Annotated in this window: 24 protein-coding genes and 1 tRNA gene; 19 read left to right on the top strand and 6 right to left on the bottom strand. The window is 73.0% G+C overall.

Annotation, left to right across the window (positions count from 1 at the left end):
* The first annotated feature begins 15 nt into the window (after positions 1 to 15).
* The gene (gene rimI / locus FSW04_RS26340) at positions 16 to 531 is read left to right on the top strand and encodes a ribosomal protein S18-alanine N-acetyltransferase (RefSeq protein ID WP_187368924.1); all 516 of its coding nucleotides are present in this window, start codon (positions 16 to 18) and stop codon (positions 529 to 531) included.
* Between the two features lie 16 nt (positions 532 to 547).
* Positions 548 to 1,552: a tRNA (adenosine(37)-N6)-threonylcarbamoyltransferase complex transferase subunit TsaD gene (gene tsaD, locus FSW04_RS19255; protein WP_146921856.1), complete on the top strand. Its 1,005-nt coding sequence runs from the start codon at positions 548 to 550 to the stop codon at positions 1,550 to 1,552.
* Here tsaD and FSW04_RS19250 read toward each other — a convergent pair.
* On the bottom strand, positions 1,549 to 3,453 hold the full coding sequence (locus FSW04_RS19250) for a bifunctional lysylphosphatidylglycerol flippase/synthetase MprF (protein WP_187368923.1): 1,905 nt from the start codon (positions 3,451 to 3,453) through the stop codon (positions 1,549 to 1,551). The two genes, tsaD and FSW04_RS19250, sit on opposite strands and share 4 nt — an antisense overlap.
* Positions 3,454 to 3,652: 199 nt before the next feature.
* On the opposite strand from FSW04_RS19250, the gene FSW04_RS19245 reads away from it, so the two are divergent.
* The 16 genes from FSW04_RS19245 (at position 3,653) to FSW04_RS19170 (ending at position 18,027) form a co-directional block, all read left to right on the top strand.
* On the top strand, positions 3,653 to 4,336 hold the full coding sequence (locus tag FSW04_RS19245; RefSeq protein WP_146921854.1) for a hypothetical protein: 684 nt from the start codon (positions 3,653 to 3,655) through the stop codon (positions 4,334 to 4,336).
* Entirely contained in the window at positions 4,263 to 4,502 is a 240-nt protein-coding gene (locus FSW04_RS19240) for a glutaredoxin family protein (protein ID WP_228430585.1), read from the top strand. The genes FSW04_RS19245 and FSW04_RS19240 overlap by 74 nt, the downstream gene beginning before the upstream one ends.
* Entirely contained in the window at positions 4,499 to 5,188 is a 690-nt protein-coding gene (locus FSW04_RS19235; RefSeq protein ID WP_146921852.1) for a redox-sensing transcriptional repressor Rex, read from the top strand. The genes FSW04_RS19240 and FSW04_RS19235 overlap by 4 nt, the downstream gene beginning before the upstream one ends.
* Before the next feature lie 11 nt (positions 5,189 to 5,199).
* Positions 5,200 to 6,351: a carboxylate-amine ligase gene (locus FSW04_RS19230; protein ID WP_146921851.1), complete on the top strand. Its 1,152-nt coding sequence runs from the start codon at positions 5,200 to 5,202 to the stop codon at positions 6,349 to 6,351.
* A complete protein-coding gene (locus FSW04_RS19225) occupies positions 6,348 to 6,806 on the top strand; it encodes a hypothetical protein (protein ID WP_146921850.1) in 459 nt (152 codons plus the stop codon). The genes FSW04_RS19230 and FSW04_RS19225 overlap by 4 nt, the downstream gene beginning before the upstream one ends.
* A 155-nt stretch (positions 6,807 to 6,961) precedes the next feature.
* Positions 6,962 to 9,040, top strand: coding sequence for a sodium-translocating pyrophosphatase (locus FSW04_RS19220; protein ID WP_146921849.1), 2,079 nt, complete (start codon positions 6,962 to 6,964; stop codon positions 9,038 to 9,040).
* Positions 9,041 to 9,144: 104 nt separating this feature from the next.
* Positions 9,145 to 11,067, top strand: a complete 1,923-nt coding sequence (locus FSW04_RS19215; RefSeq protein WP_146921847.1) for an APC family permease — start codon at positions 9,145 to 9,147, stop codon at positions 11,065 to 11,067.
* A gap of 56 nt (positions 11,068 to 11,123) precedes the next feature.
* Positions 11,124 to 11,330, top strand: coding sequence for a hypothetical protein (locus FSW04_RS19210; protein ID WP_146921846.1), 207 nt, complete (start codon positions 11,124 to 11,126; stop codon positions 11,328 to 11,330).
* Entirely contained in the window at positions 11,330 to 13,348 is a 2,019-nt protein-coding gene (locus FSW04_RS19205; protein WP_146921844.1) for an amino acid permease, read from the top strand. The genes FSW04_RS19210 and FSW04_RS19205 overlap by 1 nt, the downstream gene beginning before the upstream one ends.
* Before the next feature lie 78 nt (positions 13,349 to 13,426).
* Positions 13,427 to 13,852, top strand: a complete 426-nt coding sequence (locus FSW04_RS19200) for a potassium channel family protein (RefSeq protein WP_146921843.1) — start codon at positions 13,427 to 13,429, stop codon at positions 13,850 to 13,852.
* A gap of 11 nt (positions 13,853 to 13,863) precedes the next feature.
* On the top strand, positions 13,864 to 14,535 hold the full coding sequence (locus FSW04_RS19195; RefSeq protein ID WP_146921842.1) for a potassium channel family protein: 672 nt from the start codon (positions 13,864 to 13,866) through the stop codon (positions 14,533 to 14,535).
* A 41-nt stretch (positions 14,536 to 14,576) separates the two neighbouring features.
* Positions 14,577 to 14,648: transfer RNA gene (locus FSW04_RS19190), tRNA-Gln, on the top strand.
* A 568-nt stretch (positions 14,649 to 15,216) separates the two neighbouring features.
* Entirely contained in the window at positions 15,217 to 15,927 is a 711-nt protein-coding gene (locus FSW04_RS19185) for an enoyl-CoA hydratase/isomerase family protein (protein ID WP_187368922.1), read from the top strand.
* Positions 15,924 to 16,784, top strand: coding sequence for a MaoC/PaaZ C-terminal domain-containing protein (locus FSW04_RS19180; RefSeq protein WP_146921840.1), 861 nt, complete (start codon positions 15,924 to 15,926; stop codon positions 16,782 to 16,784). The genes FSW04_RS19185 and FSW04_RS19180 overlap by 4 nt, the downstream gene beginning before the upstream one ends.
* Before the next feature lie 9 nt (positions 16,785 to 16,793).
* Positions 16,794 to 17,552 carry a GNAT family N-acetyltransferase gene (locus FSW04_RS19175; protein ID WP_146921839.1) on the top strand — a complete coding sequence of 253 codons (759 nt, stop codon included), beginning with the start codon at positions 16,794 to 16,796 and terminating at the stop codon, positions 17,550 to 17,552.
* A gap of 79 nt (positions 17,553 to 17,631) precedes the next feature.
* The gene (locus FSW04_RS19170) at positions 17,632 to 18,027 is read left to right on the top strand and encodes a plastocyanin/azurin family copper-binding protein (protein ID WP_146921838.1); all 396 of its coding nucleotides are present in this window, start codon (positions 17,632 to 17,634) and stop codon (positions 18,025 to 18,027) included.
* A gap of 39 nt (positions 18,028 to 18,066) precedes the next feature.
* Here FSW04_RS19170 and FSW04_RS19165 read toward each other — a convergent pair whose 3' ends face one another.
* Entirely contained in the window at positions 18,067 to 19,758 is a 1,692-nt protein-coding gene (locus tag FSW04_RS19165; protein WP_228430584.1) for an ABC transporter ATP-binding protein, read from the bottom strand.
* 143 nt (positions 19,759 to 19,901) lie between these two features.
* Positions 19,902 to 21,671: an ABC transporter ATP-binding protein gene (locus FSW04_RS19160; protein ID WP_146921837.1), complete on the bottom strand. Its 1,770-nt coding sequence runs from the start codon at positions 21,669 to 21,671 to the stop codon at positions 19,902 to 19,904.
* Positions 21,672 to 21,760: 89 nt separating this feature from the next.
* Here FSW04_RS19160 and FSW04_RS26335 point away from each other — a divergent pair, with 89 nt between their 5' ends.
* Positions 21,761 to 21,934, top strand: a complete 174-nt coding sequence (locus tag FSW04_RS26335; protein ID WP_187368921.1) for a hypothetical protein — start codon at positions 21,761 to 21,763, stop codon at positions 21,932 to 21,934.
* Here the strand turns inward: FSW04_RS26335 and FSW04_RS19155 are convergent.
* The 3 genes from FSW04_RS19155 to FSW04_RS19145 form a co-directional block, all read right to left on the bottom strand.
* Entirely contained in the window at positions 21,931 to 22,203 is a 273-nt protein-coding gene (locus tag FSW04_RS19155) for a hypothetical protein (RefSeq protein ID WP_146921836.1), read from the bottom strand. The genes FSW04_RS26335 and FSW04_RS19155 overlap by 4 nt on opposite strands.
* A gap of 86 nt (positions 22,204 to 22,289) precedes the next feature.
* The gene (locus FSW04_RS26330; protein ID WP_187368920.1) at positions 22,290 to 23,348 is read right to left on the bottom strand and encodes a hypothetical protein; all 1,059 of its coding nucleotides are present in this window, start codon (positions 23,346 to 23,348) and stop codon (positions 22,290 to 22,292) included.
* Entirely contained in the window at positions 23,345 to 25,762 is a 2,418-nt protein-coding gene (locus FSW04_RS19145; RefSeq protein WP_146921835.1) for an AAA family ATPase, read from the bottom strand. Before FSW04_RS19145 ends, FSW04_RS26330 begins: the two co-directional genes overlap by 4 nt.
* Positions 25,763 to 25,803 lie beyond the last annotated feature (41 nt).

Genomic DNA, 25,803 nt, shown 5'->3' with positions numbered 1-25,803 from the left:
CCGGTCCTGAGCCCGGTGACGCCTCCCGACCTGCACATCCGCCGCCTGACCTACGCCGACCTCCCGCAGGTCATCGCGATCGAGCGGCGCGCGTTCCCCACGCCGTGGTCGCTGGCGATGTTCGTGCTCGAACTCAGCAAGCCGTCGGGCATCTGCCTGGCCGCGCTGGACGCGGGCGCGATCGTGGGCTACTGCATCTGCTCGCGCTACGACACGATCTGGCACATCATGAACGTGGCCGTGGCGCCGGAGCGCCGCCGCGAGGGCCTGGCCACCGCGCTGCTCTCCGATCTCCTCGGCCGCGTCCAGGAGCCCGAGCCGCGGTTCACGCTCGAGGTGCGCACGAGCAACACGGGGGCGATGACGCTCTACGAGCGCCACGGCTTCCGGGCCGCCGGCCGGCGGCGCCGCTACTACCAGGACAACGGGGAGGACGCCGTGATCATGTGGCGGACCCCCGCGACCCTGCGCGGCTCGCTGGACGACATCCCCAACGCCGTCGACCCGCTCAAGCGGGCGATCGGCCAGTGACCCGCGGGGCCCGGCCGTGATCCTCGCCATCGAGACGTCATGCGACGACACGTGCGCGGCGCTCGTGACCCACGACGGCGAGATCCGCGCGAACGTCATCTCCTCCCAGGGCGTGCACGACCGCTACGGCGGCGTGGTGCCCGAGGTCGCCGGCCGCCGCCACCTCGAGCTGGCCACGCCGGTCATCGACGACGCGCTCGCCCGCGCGGGGGCCACGCTGGACGACGTCGACCTCGTCGCGGTCACCGCGGGGCCGGGCCTGGTCGGCGCGCTGCTCGTCGGCGTGGCCACGGCCAAGGGCCTGGCGGCCGCGCGCGGCCTGCCGCTGGCCGCCGTCGACCACCTCCAGGGCCACGTGGCGGCCAACTTCCTGCGCCTGGGCCCCGAGCCCGGCCAGGCCCCGCTGGAGCCGCCGTTCCTGTGCCTCATCGCCAGCGGCGGCCACACGTTCCTGGCCCGCGTCGATGACCACCGCGGCTTCAGCGTGCTCGGCGCCACGCTGGACGACGCCGCCGGGGAGGCCATCGACAAGGGCGCGCGGCTGCTCGGCCTCCCGTTCCCGGGCGGCCCGCACCTCGAGCGCCTGGCCGCCGAGGGCGACCCCGGCGCCTTCGCGTTCCCGACGTCGCGCAACCTCCGCGGCCTGGACTTCTCGTTCGCCGGCTTGAAGACCGCGCTGCTCTACAAGGTCCGCGATCTCGGCGACGACGAGGCGCAGGCGCGCCGCGCCGACCTGGCGGCCTCCTACCAGCACGCGATCGTCGAGCAGCTCGCCGTCCGGGTGGCGCGCGCGCTGCAGGACACGGGCCTGGACCGCCTGGCCGTGGGCGGCGGGGTCGCCGCCAACGGGCCGCTGCGCGAGCGCCTCGGCGCCCTGGCCCCCGTGGTGCGCATCCCGCCGCGGGAGCTGTGCACCGACAACGCGGCGATGATCGCCAGCGCCGCGCGCTACGTCGACCCCGTCGCGTTCCCGGGCTACCTCGGCCTCGAGGTGCACGCCACGGGCCAGCGCGCGCTCTAGGCGTCGCGGGGCGAGGGCTCGGGCCCGGCGCCGGCGGCGCCCGGCAGGCGCAGGCGCGGCAGCTGGCCCTCGGCCCACATGGAGGCCAGGCAGATGCGCGGCAGCTGGGCCGGGCGCTCGAAGAGCAGGTAGCGCGGCTGCCAGCGCGGGTCGAACTTCGCGTTGAAGCTCAGCAGCCGCTGGACCTGGAACCAGCGGTCGGCGCGGCGCAGGCCGATCGCCAGCACGCGCTCCAGCCGGCCCGACGGGGCGCGCAGCCAGCGCCCGTAGGCGGCGAAGTTCAGCGAGAACTCCTCCACGCCGAGGTCGGCGAGCAGGCGGGCGGACTCCACGACGAGGAACTCGGTCAGCCCGTTGGGCGTGTCGCGCTCGCGGCGCATGAAGCCCAGCGACATCGCCGAGCGGCCGAAGACGGGCACGAAGTGCAGGAAGCCGCGCACGACGCCGTCGGCGTCGCGCCCCAGGACGACCAGGGCGTCGGGCAGCAGCTCGTCGACGAGCGCGTCGTGGGCCATGGAGAACCCGCGCTCGGGCTCGCCGTCGCGCCACGCGTCCGACACCTCGCCCAGGCGCGCGACCGTCGCCGTGTCCAGGTCGCCGACCGTGCGCAGCTCGGCGGTGTAGCCGTGGCGCGCGACGCGGTTGACGGCCTTGCGCATCGTCTTGCGCGCGCCGCCGGAGAGGTCCATGACGCCTGTGGGCAGGATCGCCTCGTCGCCGAGGTACAGGCGCCGCACGCCGACGCGGCGCGCCAGGAGGGCGAAGTCCTCCGTGGCGCCGACGACGCCGAAGCCCAGCCCGTGGCGGTGGGCCCAGTCGACGGCCTGCTCGAGCATCGCCGCGCGTGCCCGCTCGGGACCGACCGGGTCGCCGGCCAGCAGCATGGAGCCGGCCTCGATGCGGAAGGCGACCATCGCCTGGCCGTCGGGCGACCAGAGCCGGTGCAGGTCGTGGCGCAGCTTGAAGGCGCTCAGCGTGTCGGTGCCGTGCCGGCGCACGATCGCGGCCGCGCGGCGGCGGTCCAGCGCGCCGCCCAGGTTGGCGGGGCGCAGCGGCTCCAGGACCGCGGCCGCCACGGCCAGCGCGGTGCCGAGGCCGAGCAGCCCGAGGCCGAGGGGGACCCAGCCGAACGCGCCGTGGAAGCTCGTGCCGCCCGAGAGCGTCAGCAGCCGGGCGGCGACGCGGGGCGTCGCCCCGGCGCCGGGGACGGGCGCGGCGTGCCCGGCGGCCAGCGCCACGACGGCGGTGCCGACGGCCAGCGCGAGGGCGGGCAGGAGCACGACGCGCAGGGCCAGCGCCGCCGACGCCGGGCGCTCGTGGCCGACCCAGAACGCCGCGCGCGAGCGCCACAGCACCGCGGCGAGCGCCCAGCTGACCATGGCCTCCTCGAGGTCCAGGCCCTTGAGGACGTTCAGGACGCCGACGGCGGCCAGCAGCGCGACGGCGCCGTGCAGCGCGCGCCGGCGTCGGCGCGCCAGCGGCCAGGCGGCGCACGTCAGCGCGACGCCGACCGGCAGCGCCAGCGCATGGGCGACGCGGACGTCGCCGCCGGGCGCGATCGCCAGCAGGTCGCGCAGGCGCAGCGGCAGCTCCTGGGTCACCGCGGAGAGCACGTTGAGCAGGCCGGTGGCCGCGGTGGCCGCCGCGGCCGCGGCGGGCACGCGGTCGCGGGCCGGGGGCAGGGCCGGGGCGTCGGGCGGCCGGTGCAGGCCCAGGCGCCACGCGCCCGTGTCGCGCCGGTCGCCGCCCACGCCGGGCAGGTCGCGCCAGTCCTTGGCCATCAGCCAGGACGCCACGATCGCCAGGACCGCGACCGCGATGGCCGGGCCGCCGGCCAGCAGGCGCCAGGCCGCCGCGGCGGCGCCGACGGCGAGGCCGAGGTGCCATTCGTGGATCCGCACGCCCAGGGCGTACACGCGGGGCCCAGGGCGTGGCGCTCGACGATGAGCGGGCGGCGGGGGTGGGGGTGGGGGTGCTGCATGGGTGGCTCTGACGGTAGGTCGGCGACATGAACGACGCCTGTACACCCGTGATCGGCCGCTTGATGGTCCGGGTGCATCCCTCGAATGCGTGTGCGCGAACGGGCACACTGCACGGGTGATGGCGCGCGCGCGATCGATGGGCCCCGGAGCAGCCGCCGCGGTGGCGTGGCTGGCCGCCGTCGCCACCCTGGCGCTGACGCGCGCCGCGTGGGGGGTGCCGCGCCCCGCGACGCTGGCCGCCTCACCCGACGCGCTGCAGCACGGCCGCCTCTGGCTGCTGGCCACCAGCGCGCTGATCGTCGACGGGCCGCCCGTCCTGCAGATCGCCGGCACCGCGGTGCTGGTCTGGGTGATCATCGCCCGGTTCGGCGCGCGGCTGTTCTGGGTCGTGGCGGCGGCCGGGCACGTGATCTCCACGCTGGCCGTCTACAGCGGGATCGGCGTCCTGGGCCTGGTCGACGCCCACGCCGTGCGCAACGTCGCCGACACCGAGGACTACGGCATCTCGGCGATCTGGGCGGCCTGCCTGGGCGCCCTGCTCGTCGCGGCGCTGCGCGGCCGCCTGCCGCGCGGCCGACCGGTGATCGTGCTCGGCGTGGCGTGCCTGCTCACCTTCGTGGTCCTGGTGCCCGCCCAGGGCGAGCTCTCGGACTTCGAGCACCTCGTGGCGTTCACCGCCGGCGCCGCGTGCGCCGCCGCGGCGCTGCATCATGCCGGCAGTGCCCCGCGTGGACCTCTACGGCCGTCCCGGCTGCCATCTTTGCGACGACGCCCGCGCGCAGCTGCTCGCGCTGCGCGCTGAGCTGGCCTTCGAGCTCGTCGAGCACGACATCGAGGCCGATGACCACCTCCTGCGTCGCTACCTGGAGCGGATCCCGGTGATCGCGCTCGACGGCGAGGAGCTGTTCGACTTCTTCCTGGACGAGCCCGGGTTGCGCAGGCGCCTCGGTACAGTTGGCGACCGATGAGCGTCGGGGATCTGACCAAGCCGCACGGTGCCGGGGACACGAACGGCGCCGACGACACCGAGCCGGTCCCCGACCGCCTGTCGCTCGGGGTCGCCGCCCGCCTGGCGCGCTACCTCCAGGTCCTGACGAAGGCCAAGAAGGAGGGCAAGGAGACGATCTCCTCCCAGGAGCTCTCCTCGTTCACCCAGGTCAACTCGACGCAGATCCGCCGCGACCTCTCCGGCTTCGGCAAGTTCGGCAAGCGCGGCGTCGGCTACAACGTCGACGGACTGGTCTCCCAGATCCGCAAGATCCTGCGCACCGCCGGCCAGCACAACATCGCGCTCTTCGGCGCCGGCCATCTCGGCCGCGCCATCGCCTCCTCCGACGTGTTCGCCGACCACGGCTTCCGCGTCGTCGCCATCTTCGACGCCGACCCGGAGAAGGTCGGGACGTCGGTCGGCGCGCTGCAGGTGCGCGACGTCGCCACGGTCCCGCAGGTCGTCGAGGACGAGGACATCGTCGTCGGCGTGCTCGCCGTGCCCAGCTCGGCCGCCCAGACGCTCGCCGACCAGCTCGTGCTGTCCGGCGTGAAGATCATCTTCAACTACTCCGAGTCGCTGCTTCGTGTCCCGCCGGAGGTGACCGTGCACACCTCGAGTCCCGCGGTCGACCTCCTGTACGCGCTCTACTTCTACCTGACCTAGAACGGAACGCCTTGAGCCTGGATCTCGAACGCGCCGCGGAGGGCTTCGCGACGTCGACGGACTGGACGGTCGGCCTGGAGGAGGAGTTCTCCCTCCTGGACCCCGACACGCTCGACCTCGTGCCGCGGTTCGAGGAGCTCCGCGACGCCGCGACGGCCACCGACCCGGTGCTCGCCGAGTCGATCTCCGGCGAGCTCATCTGCAGCGAGATCGAGATCCGGTCCGGCCGTGGGACCGACCTGGCCGACGCGCTGGCCCGCCAGCGCGACGTCCGCCGGCGCCTGTTCGACCTCGCCGCGGGCCGCGGCCTGCTCCTGGGCTCGACGGGCACCCACCCGCTGGCCGACTACCGCCTGCAGCGCAACATCGACACGGAGCACTACCGCCGGGTCGTCGACGGGCTGCAGTACGTCGCACGGCGCAACAACACGTTCTCGCTGCACGTCCACGTCGGCGTGCGCGGCGCCGACCGCGCGATCCGCGTCTGCGACCGCCTGCGCCCCGTGCTGCCGACGCTCCTGGCGCTCAGCGCGAACTCCACCGGCGTCGACGGCCTGGACTCGGGCCTGCACTCGGCCCGCACCCAGACGTTCACCAAGAGCTTCCCGCGCTGCGGCATCCCCGACGCGTTCGGCACCTGGGACGCCTACGCGCAGTACATCGACCTGCTGACCCGCACGCGGTCCATCGTCGAGTACACCCAGGTCTGGTGGTCGGTGCGCCCGCACTTCTCCTTCGGCACGGTCGAGGTCCGCATCTGCGACGCACAGGCCACGGCGGGGGAGAGCGACGCCCTCGCGGCGCTCATCACCGCCTGCGTGGCCCAGGCCGCTCGCGACGAGGACGAGGGACGTCCGCACGCCGACCTGCCGGGGCGCCTGCTGGAGGAGAACCTCTGGCGCGCGATCCGCTTCGGGATGGACGGCCGGCAGATCGACCTGCAGCGGCTGGACGAGGAGCCCGCGGCGGCCGCGGTGCAGCGTCTGCTTTCCTGGACGGCCCCCGTCCGCGCCGAGCTCGGGATCGATCCCGTCCTCGCCGCGCTCAACGGGGCCCAGCGCCAGCGGCGCGCGCTCGATGCCGGCACGCCGCTGGAGGAGGTCTTCGCGACCTCCGTGCAGGAGACCCGGCAGACCTACGCCCAGGAGGTGCCAGCACGATGACCGACAACCCGCAGCAGCCCCCGGCCAACGAGGCCGAGATGCGCGCCGCGTACGAGGCGCAGCTCGAGCAGCAGCTGCGCCAGCTGCGCGTCGAGGACGTGATCGTCCAGACGATCGTCACACTCGTGAACCTGGGTGGCCGCCGCGCCGGCCTGGCCCCCGGGACCGAGGACGAGCGCGACCCCGAGCAGCTGCGGCTGGCCATCGAGGGCGCGCGGGCGCTGCTGCCGCTCATCGAGGCCGAGCTGGGCCCCGACGGCAAGGCGATCCGCGACGCGCTGTCGCAGCTGCAGCTGGCCTACGCGCAGCTGGCGGCCGGGGCGGGCGCGGCCCCCGGGACCCCCGGCGAGCCGGCCCCGCCGAGGGCGGCGGGCCCGGCGAGCAGCCGCCCGGCCCGGGCCCCGCGCAGTCCAGCGGACGCCTGTGGGTGCCCGGTCAGTAGCACCGCGGTCTGACCGTCCGGTAGGGAAGACGACGGTCCGACGGCTCTGACGTTTAGGATGGCGCGGTTGTTGAGCCAGGGCCGGCGTCCGTCGTAGCGCCTCACAGGCCCGAACACACCGTCGAATCTCCGCCGGTGCTGTCCTGAATCAGACCTGGAGGAACTGCGTTGAGTGACTTCCTGACCAACCACGGGGTCGTGGTGGCGCTGGTGTGCGCGGCGCTCGCGGTGGCCTACGGGCTGCTGACCACGAGGCAGCTGCTGTCGCTGTCACCCGGCAACGAGACGATGCAGCGCATCTCGGGTGCCGTGCAAGAGGGCGCTCAGGCGTACCTGAACCGCCAGTACACGACGATCGGCATCGCCGGCATCGTCCTCGCGATCGCCCTGATCTTCATCCAGGACGGCTACGTCGCGATCGGCTTCGTCATCGGCGGCGTGCTGTCGGGCGCCACCGGCTACATCGGGATGAACGTCTCGGTGCGCGCGAACTGCCGCGTGGCCGAGGCGGCCCGCGGCGGCGTCTCGCCCGGCCTGGACGTCGCGTTCCGCGGCGGCGCCATCACCGGCATGCTCGTCGTCGGCCTGGCGCTGCTCGGCGTCGCCGGGTACTACGGCCTGCTCACCACGGTGTTCGACCGCTCGCAGAAGGAGGCCGTGGACGCGCTCATCGGCCTGAGCTTCGGCGGCTCGCTCATCTCGGTCTTCGCCCGACTGGGCGGCGGCATCTTCACGAAGGCCGCCGACGTCGGCGCCGACCTCGTCGGCAAGGTCGAGGCCGGCATCCCCGAGGACGACCCGCGCAACCCCGCGACGATCGCCGACAACGTCGGCGACAACGTGGGCGACTGCGCCGGCATGGCCGCCGACCTGTTCGAGACCTACGCGGTGACCGCCGTCGCCGTCATGCTGCTCGGCGTCCTGACGTTCACGGGCGCGGGCTCCACGGCCGCCGCCCTGTACCCGCTGGTCCTGGGCGCGGTGGCCATCGTCGCGTCGATCATCGGCACGTTCTTCGTCAAGACGAAGACCGACAACGTCGAGGCCGCACTGTACAAGGGCCTCATCGCCTCGGGCATCATCGCCGCGATCCTGTTCTACCCCGTGACGAAGTGGCTCATGGACGGCGTGCAGTACAAGGGCGGCATCGACACCCCGGGCGTCGGCAAGCTCTACCTCTGCTCGCTCATCGGCATCGCGGTCACCGCGCTGCTGTTCGTGATCACCGACTACTACACGTCCACGCGGTTCGGGCCGGTCAAGAAGACCGCCGCGGCGTCCCAGACCGGGCACGCCACGAACATCATCTCCGGCCTCGCCCAGGGCTTCCAGGCCACCGCGCTGCCGGCGCTGGTGCTCTGCCTCGGCATCCTCGGCGCCTGGAAGCTGGCCGGCGGCGGGACCGTCGGCATCTACGGCATCGGCGTGGCCGTCATGGGTCAGCTGTCGCTGACCGGCCTCATCGTCGCGCTGGACGCCTTCGGGCCGATCACCGACAACGCGGGCGGCATCGCCGAGATGTCCGAGCTGCCCGAAGAGGTCCGCAACATCACGGACAAGCTCGACGCGGTCGGCAACACGACGAAGGCCGTCACCAAGGGCTACGCGATCGGCTCGGCCGTCCTGGCCGCGGTCGTGCTCTTCGCCGGCTTCCGCTTCGAGCTGGCCGACAACAAGGTCAGCGCCTCGACGCTGAACTTCGACGTCGGCAACCCGGCGGTGCTCATCGGGCTGCTGCTGGGCGGCCTCATGGTCTGCCTGTTCGCCGCGCTGTCGATGGAGGCCGTCGGCCGCGCCGGCGGTCAGGTCGTCGAGGAGGTCCGCCGGCAGTTCCGCGAGAAGCCGGGGATCATGGAGGGCACCGACCAGCCCGACTACGCCCGGTGCGTGGACCTCGTCACCAAGGCCGCACAGCGCGAGATGATCCTCCCGGCGCTGCTGCCGATCGCCATGACGTTCATCGTCGGCATCATCGACATCCAGGCTCTGGGCGGCCTGCTCATCGGCGTCATCGTCGTCGGGTTCTTCTTCGCCGTCCTCATGACCGCCGGCGGCGGTGCCTGGGACAACGCGAAGAAGCTCATCGAGGACGGCGCGTTCGGCGGCAAGGGCTCCGAGGCCCACGCGGCCTCGGTCACCGGCGACACGGTCGGCGACCCGTTCAAGGACACCTCGGGCCCGGCGATCAACCCGATGATCAAGGTCGCCAACATCGTGGCGATCCTCATCATCCCGATCATCACCTAGGCACCGGCGACACCCGGCGTGACGGAGGGGCGGCCGCAGGGCCGCCCCTCCCACGTCCAGGGGACGCGTGCGACCGTCGCGCTCCCTACACTCCCGAGCGCTGAATGGCCGAACGACGCCTCCATGGCCTGCAGCGCGTGCTCGGGGTCAACGCGCTCTTCTCGACCGCCTACGGGAACGTGGGCTCGTCGATCTACTACGCGCTCGGGCTCGTGGCCAGCTTCGCGCTGGGCCTCACGCCGGTGGTGTTCGTCCTCACCGGGTTCATCTTCTACCTGACGGCGTCGACCTACGCCGAGGCGACGGCGATGTACCCCGAGGCCGGCGGCTCCTCGTCGTTCGCCCGCCACGCGTTCAACGAGTTCTGGTCGTTCTTCGCGGCGTGGGCGCAGATGCTCAACTACGTGATCACGATCGCCATCTCGGCGTTCTTCGTGCCGCACTACATCGGGGGCCTGTTCTGGGACGCGCTGCGCCACGGCCCCGGCGACATCATCTTCGCCATCGGCGTGATCGTGTTCCTCTCGGTCGTCAACGTCCGCGGGGTCAAGGAGTCGGCCGGCGTCAACATCGGGCTGGCCGTCGTCGACTTCATGACGCAGCTGCTGCTCGTCGCGGTCGGCATCTTCCTCGTCTTCAGCCCGAACACGCTGATCGACAACGTGCAGTTCGGCATCGCGCCGACGTGGAAGGACTTCTTCATCGCGATCCCGGTCGGGATGATCGCCTACACGGGCATCGAGACGATCTCGAACATGGCCGAGGAGGCCAAGGACGAGGAGAAGACGATCCCGGCGGCGATCAACCGCGTGGTCATCGCGGTCTTCGCCATCTACGCGCTGCTGCCGATGGTGGCGCTGTCGGCGCTGCCGGTCACGCAGAACGCCGACGGCAAGTACGTCACCCAGCTCGGCCTGCCCGAGAGCCAGGGCGGGTTCGCCGGCGACCCGGTGCTCGGGGTCGTCAAGCACTTCAACCTGGGCTTCCTGCAGGCGCCGGCCCAGCTCTACGTCGGCGTGCTGGCGGCCACGATCCTGTTCATCGCCTCCAACGCGGGGATCATCGGCGTCAGCCGGCTCGTCTACTCGATGGGCATCCACCGCCAGGTGCCCGACCGCCTGCGCCAGCTGCACCCCAGGTACGGCACGCCCTACATCGGGATCGCGATCTTCGGCGTCATCGCGTGCCTCGCGGTCATCCCCGGCAAGGCCGACTTCCTGGGCAACATCTACGCCTTCGGCGCGATGCTGTCGTTCACGATCGCCCACCTGGCCGTCGTCAAGCTCCGGCTCGCCAAGCCCGACGCGCGCCGGCCGTGGCGCGGGCCGGGCAACATCGAGCTCAGCGGCGGCCGGTCGATCCCGCTGTTCGCCGTCTTCGGGGGCCTGTTCACCGCGCTGGCCTTCGGCGTGGTCACCGCCCTGCACGTCGACGTGGCGCTGGCCGGCCTGGGCTGGCTGGCGCTGGGGTGCGCGATCTACCCGGTCTACCGCCGCCGCCAGGGCCTGGACCTGACGACGACGACGAAGGTGGCGATCCAGCGCCCCGTCCTGGAGCACGAGGCCGAGTACGAGTCCGTCCTCGTCGCCCTGGACGCCAACCAGCCCTACCCCAAGGGCGCCGTGGCGGCCGCGGCCAAGGTGGCGGCCCGCCGGCGCCGCGGCATCCACATCCTCGTGTGGATCGCCGTGCCGCAGTCCTCGCCGATCGGCGCCGCGCTGCCCGAGGCCGAGGCCGCCGCCGCGACGCTCATCGAGCAGGCGCGCCTGCAGGGCGGGCGCCGCGTGACCGGTCACGTCGACAAGGTCCGCCCGGGGCAGGCCGGCCGGCTCATCGTGCAGGAGGCGCGCACCCTGCGCGCCCAGGCGATCGTCATGCCGCTGCCGCCGCGCAGCGGCGGCTCGCTGTTCGGCAAGACGCTGGAGACCGTGCTCACCGAGCGGCCCTGCCGGGTCATCATCCAGTCCGACCCCAGCAACGGCCCGGGCCTGCGACGCGCCGCCGCCACGACGGCGGCCGCCGGGTGAGCGGCCACCCGGGCCGCACGCCGAGCCGCCCGACCGCGGCGTAGCCTGTGCCCCACATGTCCCAGTCCCGCGACCTGCACCGGGGCACGACCCGGGTGCTCTCGGCGTTCATGGTCCTCCTCGGCGTGGCGATGATCGTCCAGACCCTCGCCAACGGCGGCGGCGCGCTGGGCCGCGGGATCGTGCTCGGCGTGCTGTTCATCGCCGCCGGGCTGGGCCGGCTGTACCTCAACGAGCGCGGCCGTCTGCGCCGGAGGTCCTGATGCTCGGGCGCGGCCTCGGCCAGCCGGCCTTCTTCGCGATCGTCTACCTCTCGGTCACGAGCGCGATCTACTTCTCGCTCGGCGTGGTGGCCGACCACGCCCTGGGCCTGACGCCCGCGGTGTTCCTCGTCTCGGCGGTGTTCTTCGCGCTCGCCGTGATGACCTACGTCGAGGGGGCGTCGCTGCACCAGGAGGGCGCCGGCTCGACGGTGTTCGCCCGCTACGCCTTCAACGAGCTGATCAGCTTCATCGCCGGCTGGGCGATCCTCCTGGACTACACGATCCTCGTCGCGGTCACCTCGTTCTCGGCGACGAACTACCTCGGGGCCTTCTGGGGCCGGCTCGGGCACGGTGGCCCGGAGATCGTCCTGGCGCTGGGGATCATCGTCTACGTCGCCGCACGCAACATCCGCGGGTTCTCCAAGACGCGGGTCAACCGCGTCACGGCGCTGGTCGTGGCCGACATCGGCCTGCAGCTGCTGCTCATCGTCCTCGGCCTGGCGGTGTTCTTCAACGCCCACACGCTGCTGGACCCGATCCACCTGGGCTCGACGCCCAGGTGGACCGACACGATCTTCGCCCTGGGCGTGGCGACCGTCGTGTTCACCGGGATGGAGTCCGCCGCCGGCCTGTCGGGCGAGATCACGGCCAGCCGGCGCCAGCTCAAGCGCCTGATCGGCACCGCCACGGTGCTCGTCCTGGTGGTCTACGTGGGCATCGGCCTGGTCGCCATGACCGCGCTGCCGGTCGTCGACGGCCACACCGCGCTCGGCGGCCGGTACGTCGAGGCGCCGGTGCTGGGCATCACCGACAGCCTGCACCAGCGCTGGCTGGCTCACCTGCTCACCTACGTGATCGCCATCGCTGCGACCGCGACGCTCATCGCGGCCGCCAACTCGGCGATGCTCGGCATGTCGCGCCTGGCCTACTCGCTGTCGCGCAACCGCCAGATCCCCAGCGCGCTGGGGCGCCTGCACCCGACGCGGTCCACGCCGTTCGTCCTCATCATCATCGCGGCCGCGATCGCCGGCGCCCTCGTCGTGCCCGAGGACCTCGACTTCCTCGTCGGCATCTACGCGTTCGGCGCCCTGCTGGGCCTGACGATCGCGCACCTGTCGATCATCTCGTTGCGCTATCGCGAGCCCGACCGCGAGCGCTTCTACCGCGTGCCGCTGTCGGTGCGCTTCCGGGGCGGTGACCTGCCGCTGCCGGCGCTGCTCGGCGCCGTGCTGTCGTTCGCGGCATGGATCAGCGTCGTCGTCACGCACTCCGGCGCGCGCTACGTCGGCTTCGGCTGGATGGCCTTCGGCCTGCTGACCTACGTCGTCTACCGGCGCACCCAGGGCAAGCCGCTGCTCAAGCGCGTCATCGTGCCCGAGGCCGCGATGCGCCTGGAGCGCGACGACCTCGAGTTCGGCTCGATCCTCGTGCCGCTGACCGGCACCCCGCTGGACGACGACATGATCCAGACCGCCGGGCGCCTGGCCGGCGAGGAGTCCGACCCGGGGCTCGAGCACCGCGGCGCCACGATCGAGGCCGTGTGGGTCTTCGAGGTCCCGATGGCGCTGCCGATCGACGCCCGCCTGCCCGACGCCCAGCTCGAGCGCGCCCGGGCCGCGCTGCGCCGGGCCAAGGCGGTGGGGGAGGAATACGAGGGCGTCGAGGTCGCCACGGCCACCGTGCGCGCGCGCCGTGCCGGCGCGGCGATCGTCGAGGAGGCCCGGCGCCGCGGGGTCCAGGCGATCGTGCTCGCCGCCGAAGAGCCCTCGCGCATCCGCGGCGGGGCGCTGCTGGGCGGCCGCGGCGGCCCGATGGACAACTTCGTCGGCGAGGTCACCAAGTACGTCGTGTCCAAGGCCGGCTGCGAGGTCATCCTGACCGCGCCTCCCGCCAGCGACGTCCCGGTCGCCCAGGCCCTGGACCCCGAGGCGCACCCCGCGCCCGCCGGGGCCCCGGGACCGCCGCACGACCAGTCGATCAGCGCCGCGCCGCCGCTGCGCGACCACCCGCCCGCCTGAGCACGAGGACGGCGCCTGCGCCGGACCCTCCCTTCGGCGGGGATCGATCCGCGATCGGGGCGGGTAGAGTGCGATCCGATGTTCATCCTCATCGTCGGCGCCGGCCGCGTCGGCTCATCCGTCGCCCGGACCGCGCTCGCCGCGGGCCACACCGTGTCCGTCCTCGACGAGGACCCGCTCTCGCACGAGCGCCTCGAGGTGGGCCTGGACACCACCTGGGAGGAGGCCGGCGGCCGGTTCACCGTCGGCCACGGCATGGAGGTCGACGCGCTCACCGAGGCCGGGATCCTCGAGGCCGACGTCTTCATCGCCTCCACCGACGGCGACAACACGAACCTCACGATCTCGCAGATCGCCCAGCGCCACTACGAGGTCGAGAAGGTCATCGTGCGGGTCATGGACCCGGCGCGTGCGGCGTGGTACCAGCAGCAGGGGCTGCACACGATCTGTCCCACGCAGCACGCCATCGAGATGTTCACGTCCGCGCTCGGCGCGATCGCCTAGGAGGCCGCAGGATGTACGTGATCATCGCCGGAGGCGGCAAGGTCGGCTGGAACCTCGCCCGCGAGCTCATCGCCAAGGGCAACGAGGTGACGCTCATCGAGAACCGCCGGACGCGCTACCTCACCATCGAGCAGGAGCTTGAGCACGCCATCCAGTACGGCGACGCCACCGAGCTCTGGGTCCTGGAGCGGGCGGGCATCCAGCGGGCCGACCTGACCATCGCGGTCACCGGCGACGATGAGGACAACCTCCTCATCTGCCAGGTGGCCAAGGAGAAGTACCTCTGCGAGCGGATCATCGCCCGCGTCAACAACCCCCGCAACCGCTCGTGGTTCGAGCTGCTGGGGATCGCGCCGGCCGTCAGCGCCACCGACCTCATCCTGCGGCTCATCGAGCACGAGGTCCCCAGCTACGGCCTCGTGCACCTGCTCGACCTCCGCGACGAGCAGCTCGAGATCATCGAGGTCGAGGTCGGCCCGGACTCACCGGCCGCCGGCCGGGCCGTGCAGGAGATGAGCCTGCCCGACGGCGCGCTGATCATCTCGCTGCTCCGCGACGGCCGCGGGTTCGTGCCGAAGGCCAACACCGTGATCGAGGCGGGCGACGAGGTGCTGCTCGTCCTGGACCCCGGTCTGGAGGACGCGATCACGGCCCAGTTCGCGCCCGGTCGCGACGCCGCGTAGCCCCGCGGCAGCGGATACACTGCGCAGCTGTCGCGCCCCCTTGCGGGATGGTGTAATCGGCAACACGCCTCGCTCTGGACGAGGTATTCTAGGTTCGAGTCCTAGTCCCGCAGCTCCGAAAGCTCCTGGAAACGGGAGCTTTCCTGCGTGCGGGGGCCGGCCCGCCGCCCGGAGGCGACGGACTCGGCGCGATGCCCCGCGCTACGGGATGACGAGCTCGAAGGACGCGTCGTCGAGGCCCACGCTGAAGTCCAGAGGCGAGACGGTCAGTACCTGGAACTCGCTGGGCCCGGTGGGTCCCTGCACGCCCTGGGGGCGGGGCGGTCCCGGCACCGAGCCGCTGAAGTCGCCGCGGTCAGCGTCCGGTTCTTGACTACGCCGCCCAGCTCGATGAACAGGGCCAGGCTCGCCACGAGGTCGGCGAGGCTGGTCATTGTGCGGACAACCCGGCCGGTCGGGCGGGACGGACGGCCGCTGGCGCGGGCCGGCGCGGGCGGATAGGTTGGCCGCGGGCCGCCTCGGAGGCGGCGCGCCCGACGTCCCCAACGTCGGACGTCCGGCGGTGAGACCGGACGTGGGAGCCGACGGCCGGCGAACGCGGGAGGCTGACACGCCGACATGGAGAACGCTACCCATCCCTGCCCAACACGGCAAGTACCACCCCGACGCGAGGAGGCTCGCGTGCCGCACGTGACCGAGGCGATCGGGGACGACGGGGTCGTCGTCCTCACGCTGGACCGCGCGCCGGCCAACGCCTTCGACCTGGCGCTGCTGCTCGAGCTCACGGCCGTCATGGCCCGGCTCGCCGGCGACCCGCCGGCCGCGGTCGTGCTCACGGGCGCGCACGGCTTCTTCTCCGCCGGCGCCGATCTCGCCGCCCCGCCGATCGGGCCCCAGGGCGTCGTGCACATCGACGAGCTGCTCATGGGCGTGTTCGCCCTGACGTGCCCGGTCATCGCGGCGATGGCCGGCCACGCGGTGGGCATCGGCTTCCTGGCGACCCTGGCCTGCGACCTGCGCATCGCCTCCGACGCCGGGCGCTACGGGCTCAACGAGGTCAAGCTCGGCTTCCCGCACCCGCTGGTCAACTTCGACCTGCTGCGGGCCACCGTCAGCGCGCGAGCCGCGAGCACCCTCCTGCTGGGCAGCGAGCTGCTCGACGCCGCGACCTGCGCCGGGCTGGGGATCGTCGACGAGGTCGTGGCCCCCGACGCCGTGCTGCCCCGCGCGCTGGACGCCGCCCGCCACCGCGGCGCGATGCCCGCGCAGCCCTACGCCGAGACGAAGGGCGCGCTGCGGCGCCCGGCGCTGGAGGCGATGCACGCGTCGCTGGCCGCCGACGTCCGCGCCGCCGCGGCGGCGCCGGCGTCGGCCCGGGGGCCGTGGCGATGAGGATCCGCGTCCCGCCCGGCGTGCTGGAGCGCGACGTGGCCACCGTGGAGCAGGAGGTCGACGATCGCCGGCTCATGGCCTTCGCGGCCGGTGTGCGCGACACGAGCGCCGCGCTGTTCGACGTCGACCGTCCGGGCGGGATCGTCGCGCACCCGGTGTTCGCCGCGGCGCTCGAATGGCCGCTGGTGCGCGACGGCGCTCCCGGCCTGGAGTTCTGCGACGGCGGCGCCGAGCAGGGCCTGCACGTCGGTCACGAGATCACCGTGCACCGACCGATCCGCGGCGGCGACGTGCTGCGCACGACCTCGCGGCTGCTGGCGGTGGGCGCGCGCTCCGTCGGGGCCTACGCTCTGTGCGAGTTCTCGACGGCCACGCTCGACGGCGAGCCGGTGCTGGACACCCGCCAGGGCATCCTGTACCTCGGTGCGACGCTGCAGGGCCTCGACGGCGCCGGGGCGCCACGGGCGCCCGCGCCGCCGGAGACCGCGCTGCGCGACGCCGACGAGGTTCGCATCGAGCTGGCCGACGCCGTCCGCTACGGCGAGTGCTCGGGGATCATCAACCCCGTGCACACCGACGCCCGCCTGGCCCGCGAGGGCGGCCTGGACTCGCCGATCTACCAGGGGTCGGCCATGCTCGCGCACTGCGTGTCGGCCGCGGTGCGCTCCGGCCTGCGCGGCGACCCGTCGCGCGTGCGGCGCATCGCCTGCCGGTTCACCGGCGCGGTGCCCATGCCGTGCACGGTGACCGTCGGGCTCGGCGCGGTGGGCGGCACGCTGCGCTTCGGGGCGCGGACCGGCGAGGGTGCGCCGGTCCTGGCCGACGGCGTCCTGGAGGTGTCCGGGCCCATCGGGTAGCGTCGCGCCGTGGACGACGCCGTCCTCATGTCCCGGATGTTCGCCAGCCTGCGGGGCACGCTGCGCACGCAGGCGCAGGGCGGAGCCTCCGGGCTCGAGCTCGACGGCGTGACCGCGGCCGTCACGGCGGCCACGCCGGGGCGGTCGGTCATGAACGCCGCCGTCGCCGCGTCCGCCGGGGCGCTCGAGGCGGGCTACGACGCGCTCGCGCAGGCCTACGCCGACGCCGGCGTGTACGCCTGGACGGTGTGGGTCGACTCCGCCGACCGGGCCACGGCGGACGTCCTGGCCGCGCGCGGGCACGTGCTCGACGCCGAGCCCGCCGGGATGGCGATCGAGCTCGCCGACCTCGGCGACGGCCCGCCCGAGCCCGCCTGGACCGGCGACTGGGGCGCGCTGGCCGACGCGCTGGCCGTCAACGACGAGGCCTACGGGGACACCCAGGGCAAGGCGGCGCGCGCGCTGGGCGCGCTGCCCGAGGGCGCCGCGCACCTGTACCTCGCCCACCACGAGGGCCGCCCGGCGTCCTTCGTGATCGTGCGCGACCACGGCGAGGACCTGCACTTCTGGGTCGCGGCGACGATCCCCGTGGCCCGCGGCCGCGGCCTGCTCAGCGGCCTGCTGCACCGTGCGCTGCGCGACGCGCGCGACCGGGGGCTGACGACGTCGACCACCCAGGCCACCCGCATGGGCGCGCCGGTCTACGAGCGCCTGGGCTACCGCACGATCCGGCCCGTGCAGATGTGGGAGCGCCGCGGAGCCGGATGACCGGCGGTGGGGAAGGATCCACGCGCCGCGGGGTCGGGAGCGGGTGGAACTCGTCCACCCGCTCGAAGGGAGCACCCGCATGCCCCGCATCCTCACCGTCCGTCCCGTCGTGCTGCTCGGGGTCGGCCTGCTCCTGGCCGCCGCCGCGGTCTTCGTCCTCGCGCGCGGGCCGCACGCCGATGCCGCGGGGACGGCGCGCGCCGTCCACCTGTCGGCCTCCCCGGCCAAGCTGGCCTTCAACAAGAAGACGCTGACCGTCCGCCACGGCAAGATCACGTTCATCATGGCCAACCCGAGCAGCCTCCCGCACGGGATCGCCGTCGAGGGCCATGGCATCGACAAGGACGGCAAGGTGGTCGCCACGGGCAGGACCTCCCGCGTCACGGTGACGCTCAGGAAGGGCACGTACGAGTTCTTCTGCCCGGTCCCGGCGCACAAGGCCGCCGGCATGAGGGGCAAGATCATCGTCACGTAGGGGAAGGAGTCGGCAGCGACACCACCGACGACGCGGCGGCTACGCCGCCGCCTGCTCGGCCCAGTCCCGGTACAGCGCCCAGTAGGCGCCCTGCGCGCCGAGCAGCTCGTCATGGGTGCCGGACTCGACGACCCGGCCGCCCTCGAGCACGACGATGCGCCCGGCCTGGCGGATCGTCGACAGGCGATGGGCGATCACGATCGCCGTGCGGCCGGCCAGCAGGCGGCGCAGCCCATGCTCGATGATCGTCTCCGTGTGCAGGTCGACGTTGGAGGTCGCCTCGTCGAGCACGAGGATCCGCGGGTCGGCCACGAGCGCCCGGGCGAAGGCCACGAGCTGGCGCTGGCCGGCGCTGAGCTGCACGCCGCGCTCGCCGATCTCGGTGTCCAGGCCGTGCTCCAGGCGCCCGACGAACTCCCACGCCCCCACGGCACGGCAGGCCCGCTCGAGCAGCGCATCGTCGACCGGATCGCCGTCGGCGACCCCGAAGGCGATGTTGTCGCGCAGCGTGCCGCTGAACAGGAAGCCCTCCTGCGGCACGATGCCCATCTGCGAGCGCAGCGAGCGCATCGTCACGTCGCGCAGGTCGTGACCGTCGACGAGGACGCGGCCGGAGGTCGGGTCGTAGAAGCGCGCGGCGAGCTTGGCCAGCGTCGACTTCCCGGCGCCGGTGGCGCCGACGAGCGCGACGGTCTGGCCCGGCGGCACGTGCAGCGTCACGTCGTGCAGCGCGATCTTCTCGCCGTCGGCGGTGTCGTAGGCGAACGTCACGGCGTCGAACTCGATCTCGCCGCGCAGGGGGCGAGGGAGCTCGTGCGCGCCGGGCGCGTCGACGAGGTCGGGCTGCTCGTCGAGCAGGGCGAAGATCTTGTCCAGTGCCGCCATGCCGGACTGGTAGGTCGTGTAGACCTGCGAGAGCTGGGAGATGGGGTCGAAGAACCCGTTGAGCGCGGCGATGAAGCCGACGAGCACGCCGACCGTGACGTCGCCCTGCAGGACCTGATGGCCGCCGTAGAGCAGGATGCCGACGGTCGCCACCGCCGAGACGAACTCGACCGCCGGGAAGTACGCGGCGTTGAGGTTGACGGTCTTCATGTTCGCCGCGCGGTTGTCGGCGTTGAGCTCGGCGAAGCGCGCCTCGTGGCGCGGCTCCTGGGCGAAGGACCGCAGGACCCGCACGCCCGAGAGCGTCTCCTGCAGGTAGGCGGTGATCGCGCCGATGGTCTCGCGCGTGCGGCGGAACGCGTCGGCGGAGGCCAGGCGGAACGCGAACGAGCCGACGGCCATGACCGGGAAGATGACGAACGTCAGCAGCGCGAGCTGCACGTCGAAGACCAGCAGGATCACGATGGAGCCCAGCAGGGTCAGGATCGCCTGGAACAGCGTGGTGACCGAGTCGGTGACCATCGCCTCCAGGGCCTCGACGTCGTTGGTCATCCGCGAGATCAGCACGCCCGCCGGCCGGCGCTCGTAGAACCCCACGGGCATCTCCTGCAGGTGGCGGAAGATGTCCAGGCGCAGGTCCTGCAGCGCGCGCTGGCCGACCCAGTTGGTCAGGTAGGTCTGCGCGTAGGACGTGCCCCAGACGACCAGCGCGCTGAGGACGAAGAGCACCACGATGACGTCCAGGGCTCCGAGGTCGCCCTTGACGATGCCGCGGTCGATCGCGTTCTTGGCCAGCGGGGCGGGCGCCAGCGAGGCGGCGGTCCCCACGACCAGCGCCAGGAACATGAGCGCCGTGCGCCCGCGGTAGGGGCGCAGCAGCTCGACCAGGCCGCGCAGCTTGCGGCCGCGGCCCCCGGTCTCGCGCAGGCGCCGGCGCAGGTCGTCGCGCCGGCTGAGCGCCTGGGCCTGCTCGGGCTTGAGGTGCGCGGTCAGAGCCCCGCCACCTCGCGCTCGCTGGGCTTGCGCGTCAGGAAGACCTGGTCGGGCAGGCCCTTCTCGACGATCTCGCGGTACAGCTCGGAGGCTTCGAGCAGCTCCTCGTGGGTGCCGTGGGCCAGGACGGTGCCGTCCTCGATGACGATGATCTCGTCGGCCAGCGCGATCGTGCTCAGGCGGTGGGCGATGATGAACGTCGTCCGCCCGGCCATGACCTCGCCGAGCGCCTCCTTGATCTGCTGCTCGGTGGAGGCGTCGACAGCCGAGGTCGCGTCGTCGAGGACGAGCACGCGCGGGTCGGCCAGCAGCGCGCGCGCGATCGCGACGCGCTGGCGCTGGCCGCCGCTGAGCGTCAGGCCGCGCTCGCCGACGCGCGTGTCGTAGCCCTCGGGCAGCCGGGCGATGAAGTCGTGGGCCTGCGCCCGGCGCGCGGCGAGCTCGACGTCCTCGCGGCTGGCGTCCGGCCGGGCGTAGGCGATGTTCTCGGCGACCGTCGCGCTGAACAGGAACGGCGAGTCGTCGACGACGGCGATGGCGCGGCGCAGCGCGACGGGGTCCACGTCGCGCACGTCGGCGCCGTCGATGCGCACGCTGCCCTCCTGCACGTCGTACAGGCGCGCCAGCAGCGCGACGAGCGTCGTCTTGCCCGAGCCGGTGGCGCCGACGAGCGCCACGGTCGTGCCGCCGGCGACGTCGAGCGTGACGTCGTGCAGTGCCGGGCCCGGGGCGCCCTCGTAGGTGAACGTCACGTCCTGCAGCTCGACGTGGCCGTTGCCCTCGGGCAGCGCACCGGCGCCGGGGGCGGCGGTGATGCGCGGCTCGCGGTCCAGGACCTGGAACAGCCGCGCGCCGGAGGCCGTCGCCCTCTGGGCCAGCCCGAGCGACATGCCCAGCTGGCGCATCGGCACCAGCAGCATGAGCAGGTAGGTGTAGAACGCGGCGAAGTCGCCGAGCGTCATGTTGCCGTCGACCACGCGGCGGCCGCCGATGAGCAGCACGACGCCGAGGCCGACCTGTGGCAGGAACCCGATGAGCGGCTGGTAGAAGGCGCTCAGCCGCGTGGCGATCATCTCCTGCTCGAAGACGCGCCCGGTCGTGGTGGCGAAGCGCTCGAGCTGGCGGTCCTCGCGCGCGAACGCCTTGACGACGCGCACGCCGCCGATGGACTCCTCGGCCGCCGCGGTCAGCTCGGCGATGCGCTGCTGCACCGCCTGCTGGGCGGGGCGCGCGCGGCGTCCGTAGCGGGCGGCGATGAGCACGACGAACGGGACCGGGACGAGCGAGATGACAGCCATGAGCGGATCGACGACCAGCATGGCGACGGCGGCGAGCACGATCGTCAGCCCGGACTGCAGGATGAACACCAGGCCGTAGCCCAGGAAGAACCGCACGGCCTGCAGGTCGACCGTCGCGCGCGACATGAGCTGCCCGGTCTGCTGGCGGTCGAAGAAGCCCAGCTCCAGCGAGAGCAGGTGGTCGTAGACGCGCTGGCGCAGGTCCTGCTCGACGCCGAGCGAGACGCGCCCGGCGACGAGCCGGCGGGCGACCGTCAGGGCGAAGCGCAGCACGCCGGCGATGCCGATCGCGATCCCGAGGCGATCCAGGTCGGCACCGTGGCCGCTGCGGATCTGGTCGATCGCCCGGCCTGTGAGCCACGGGATGAGCACGGTCATGCCCATCGCGACGGCCGCCAGCGCCGCGGACAGGATGACCGCGGGGCGGTGTGGCCTCAGGAAGCCGAGGAGTCGCCGGAAGGTGGGCACGAAGGGCTCAGTGTAGTTGCACGGGAAACGACTCAGGGCGCGACGTCTCCGAGGGTACGGGCGTGCCACCCTTGTGGACGATGGCCGCCGTGACCCCCTTCGGACTCTGCGACCGCTGCCGCCACCAGCGCCTCGTGACCAGCGGCCGCGGCTCGACGTTCTCCATGTGCGAGCGGGGCCTGCAGGATCCCGACTGGCCGAAGTACCCGCCGATGCCCGTGCTCCGCTGCCCGCGCTTCGCGCCGCGGCAGGAGCCGGACTAGCGCGTCGCCTCCGCCGCGGCCCGCGCCTCCACCTCATAGGGGTTGGAGGCGTAGCCGCGGTAGAGGTAGCTCAGCGGCATGGCCAGCGGCCGGTGCTGCATCTGCCAGACGTGGCAGAGCTCGTGGCAGATCAGGTCGTCGCCGGCAGCGCCCGGCGGCTCGCGCAGCAGCACGAGGTCCCACATCGTGTAGCCGTCGAAGCGCGAGAACCACGGCAGCCGGAACAGCCACGGGACGGTGAGGATGCGCACCGTGCGCCGCAGGCGCACGGGGTGCGGGTAGTAGTCGAGGCGGTCCAGGCGCTCCTTGGCCCGCCGCAGCGCGGCGCGCTCCTCCCCGGATGCCCGCAGGATGCTCAGTTGCCCGGCAGGGGGTCGAGCACCAGGAACGCGCGGGCGTCCTGGTTGGCCTGCGTGAAGCTGAAGCTGAACAGCTTGGACGTGGTGATGGTCTGCACGAGCTGGGCGTCGGGCGACCGCGTGACGCTGGACACCGACGGCGTCCGGCCGACGAGCGTGGCGTCCAGCGGCTTGGCGACCGCGTTGCGCAGGTCGGTGTCGGCGCGCCGGAAGAAGACGGCCTGCGTCGGGTCCTCGCCCTTCTTGGGCGGCAGGAACACGACGGCCTCGTCGACGGCCAGGTAGCGGAACGAGTACAGCGCGAGCTCGAGCGCCTCGCGGCGCAGCAGCAGGTGGCGCTGGGTCGAGGCCCTGCCGGAGGAGATCGCGCACTTGTCGCCCAGGCCGCACATGCGGAACAGGACGCCGTTGCCGTCGATCAGCTTGATGTCGCCGCCCTGGGCCGGCGTCTCGCGCAGGGCGATCGTCACGGGCAGCCCGGCGATCTCCAGCGGGCCGCCGGTGACCGCCACGAGCTGCCTGCCGTCGGGCAGCCGGTACTCGCGGCCGACGTGGTCGGCGATCTGGGTGGGGCCGTCCCCGCCGCTGGCGGTCGGGTGCCAGGCCGACCAGGCCGGGCCGGTGGCCAGGCGGCTGGAGCCCGACGTGCGGCCGCCGCCCACGATGACCGCGACGAGCAGCACGATGGCCGCCGCGCCGATGGCCAGCAGGGCGCCGAGCGCGAACTGGAAGCGGGGGGAGTAGCGCGAGACGGCAGGCTCGGACAGCGACGGCGCCGCGGCGACCCGGGCGTCGTCGCGCTCGGGCGCCTCGTCCTCGTCGGCGACGTCGGCGGCCGCGTCGGCGTCCGGGTCGTGGGGCGCGACCGCCGAGGGGTCCCAGAGCGGGGCGCCGGGCGCGGGCCGGGGCGCGCGGGCGGGCGGCAGGAGCGAGTCCGGATCGTGCATCGGCCGCGTGCCCGCCGGGTCGGGCGGCCGCGTGCGCGGATCGGCGCGGACGTCGGGCTCGCGGGCCGCCGCCCGGTCGCCGGCGGTCGTGTCGTGCTCGTCGCTCACAGCTTGGGCCAGATCGTCTCGTCGGTGATGTCGATCGCCGGTGCCTCGAGGCGGGCGGCGTCGAGCAGCTCGACGACCTCGTCGCCGTGCAGCTCCTTGCGCTCCACGAGCATGTCGGCGATGTGGGCGACCTGGTCGCGGTTGTGTCGCACGAGGCAGACCGCCGTGATGTAGGACTGCCCGAGGATCCGGGAGGCGGCGCGGCGCTTGTGGCCGTCCATGAGGATCGAGGCGATGGAGTCGCCGCTCTCGCGCTGGCCGCGGGCACGGTTGAGGATCTGTTCGCCGATGCGCTCGAAGCGCTCCATGTACTCGCGCTCGGCCTCCTCGCGCGCCGCGTCGTCAGGGAACTCGACGTGGCTGAGGTCGACGGGCATCGGGCCCATGCCGCACATGCCGACCATCCACGCCGCGCGGCTGGTGGCGCTCTGCACGTCGCCGCCGACCCCGGTGGAGTTCTCCCCGTAGAAGACGTGCTCGGCGGCCATGGCCCCGAGCGTCCACACGAGCTTGCCGACCTCCTCGTGGCGCCAGCTCGAGAAGCGCTCCTCCTTCTCGATGGCCTGGTGGTGGCCGAGGGAGCCGCCGCGCTTGCGGATCGAGAGGCGCGTGGACAGGACGTCGTGCATGTACACGTGGGAGGCCACCGCGTGGCCGGCCTCGTGGATGGCGACCGCGCGGCTCTCCTCGGCGACGTAGTCGACGCCCTGCGCCGTGCCCGACTCGATCGTGGTCATGGCCTCGACGATGTCGTCCCAGCCGAAGTCGACGCGGCCCTCGCTGTGGGCGTAGGTCAGGGCCATGGAGCAGACCTGCTCGATCATGGCCGGCGAGTAGCCGTTGGTGATGCGCGCGAGCTCGTCGCGGCGCTTGGGCGTGTCGAGGTCCGGGTCGTGGTCGACGCGCGTGAGGTACAGGTCGAAGATGTCGGCCCGGTCGTCCTTGGTCGGCGTGCGGAACCAGACGTGGCGGCCCATCCGGCCTGGGCGGATCAGCGCCGGGTCCAGGCGGTCGATGGGCACGTTGGTGGCGCCGATGAAGTACACCTGCTCCGGCCGCGGCTTGGGCGGGCGGATGCGCAGCGAGCGGCCGAACAGCCGTCGCGGCACGAGGTAGCTCGCGTCGAGCAGCGTGTTGATGCGGTTGGTCCAGAACTTGCGCCAGAACGGCGGCTCGTCCACGCCGTCCATCTGCACCAGCAGCTGGTTGAGCGCCATGCCGCCGCCCATGCCGCCCATGCCGCCGCCCGGGAAGATGAAGTCGTTGATGCGGCCGTAGAAGCGCTCGAGGCCGGGCGGCAGGAACGGGCCGTGGGTCTCCGCCCGGCTGGCGAACAGCCGCTCGCGCCAGGCGCGCGTCTCCAGCACGAGGTCGCCCGACGCCGACTGCGCGCCCCAGGGCCCGAAGAACGCGTGGTCCTCGAAGGAGCCCGGGCCCATGCCGGTCATCGTCCCGGTGCCCAGCGCCTGGCGGCGCAGGCCGACGGCGTCGATCTCGTCGATGAAGATGATGCACTGGCCGCCCCACTTGCGGGCGAGCTTGCGCGCCTTGCGGATCATGAACATGACCACGACGGAGTCCAGCCCCATGAAGGCCTGCTGGAAGCCCGAGCCCGGCATCGTCACGATCGGCGAGTTGAACGACGTCGCGATGGCCTTGGAGAGCATCGTCTTGCCCGTGCCGGGCTGGCCGATGAAGAGCAGGCCGCGCTCGGGCTTGCCGCCCGCCTTGCGGAACTCCTCGCCCGACTGCCACAGCTCGATGACGCGGGTGACGTCCTCCTTGGGCTCGGCCTGGCCGCGGACGTCCTCCAGGCGCACCCCCCAGTCGGCGTCCCCGGGCTCGTAGCCCTTCATCTGCTTGAGGCCGAAGTACAGCAGCGGCCCGAAGATGATCGCGAAGTTGATGAAGAACAGCAGCGGCAGCTGGATCCCGAGCGTGATCAGCGTGACCAGCATCTGCGGGTCGGTCAGCGCGTTGCCGATGTTGGTCAGCAGGTGGGGGATCGACTCGCCGGCGATCGTGGCGATGGTCCCCAGGACGCCGAAGATGATCCCGGCGACCCAGAGCACCAGGCGGAACTTGCCGCGCCAGAACCACAGGCGCCGCCGGGCGGTGGCGTCGTCGAGCAGGGCCTCGCGGTCGGCGCCGTACAGGCTCGGCCGCGGGATGAACCGGTGCACGAGGATGTCGATGAGCCCGCGGAAGGCCGCGACGGCCACGATCGTGACCAGCAGCGCCCAGCCCCAGGGCCAGTCGTCGACGCCGATGAGCACCGCCATCAGGGCCGGGCTGGTCATCACCGCGACGAACGTCGCCGCGCGCGAGAGCCGCCGCCACTCGCCGGCCAGGGCATCGCGCGTGCCCGCGTGCGCACCGACCACGGCCGTACGCGTGCTCCCCTCAGGCTCCATGACCGGCAAGGGTAATGCCACGGACGGTGAAGTCCAGACGA

The organism is Baekduia soli, assembly GCF_007970665.1.
GTDB lineage: Bacteria > Actinomycetota > Thermoleophilia > Solirubrobacterales > Solirubrobacteraceae > Baekduia > Baekduia soli.
The sequence above is the reverse complement of the archived record's forward strand: the minus strand, read 5'-3'. Positions and strand labels throughout refer to the sequence as shown.

Excerpts from the sequence above, each read along its gene's own strand:
- FSW04_RS19180 (WP_146921840.1), top strand. The coding sequence starts at position 15,924 with ATGAGGATCCGCGTCCCGCCCGGCGTGCTGGAGCGCGACGTGGCCACC.
- FSW04_RS19165 (WP_228430584.1), bottom strand. The coding sequence starts at position 19,758 with ATGTTCCTGGCGCTGGTCGTGGGGACCGCCGCCTCGCTGGCGCCCGCC.
- FSW04_RS19215 (WP_146921847.1), top strand. The coding sequence starts at position 9,145 with ATGGCCGAACGACGCCTCCATGGCCTGCAGCGCGTGCTCGGGGTCAAC.
- FSW04_RS19210 (WP_146921846.1), top strand. The coding sequence starts at position 11,124 with ATGTCCCAGTCCCGCGACCTGCACCGGGGCACGACCCGGGTGCTCTCG.
- FSW04_RS19235 (WP_146921852.1), top strand. The coding sequence starts at position 4,499 with ATGAGCGTCGGGGATCTGACCAAGCCGCACGGTGCCGGGGACACGAAC.
- FSW04_RS19170 (WP_146921838.1), top strand. The coding sequence starts at position 17,632 with ATGCCCCGCATCCTCACCGTCCGTCCCGTCGTGCTGCTCGGGGTCGGC.
- FSW04_RS19145 (WP_146921835.1), bottom strand. The coding sequence starts at position 25,762 with ATGGAGCCTGAGGGGAGCACGCGTACGGCCGTGGTCGGTGCGCACGCG.
- FSW04_RS19200 (WP_146921843.1), top strand. The coding sequence starts at position 13,427 with ATGTTCATCCTCATCGTCGGCGCCGGCCGCGTCGGCTCATCCGTCGCC.
- FSW04_RS19225 (WP_146921850.1), top strand. The coding sequence starts at position 6,348 with ATGACCGACAACCCGCAGCAGCCCCCGGCCAACGAGGCCGAGATGCGC.
- FSW04_RS19245 (WP_146921854.1), top strand. The coding sequence starts at position 3,653 with ATGGCGCGCGCGCGATCGATGGGCCCCGGAGCAGCCGCCGCGGTGGCG.
- FSW04_RS19205 (WP_146921844.1), top strand. The coding sequence starts at position 11,330 with ATGCTCGGGCGCGGCCTCGGCCAGCCGGCCTTCTTCGCGATCGTCTAC.
- FSW04_RS19195 (WP_146921842.1), top strand. The coding sequence starts at position 13,864 with ATGTACGTGATCATCGCCGGAGGCGGCAAGGTCGGCTGGAACCTCGCC.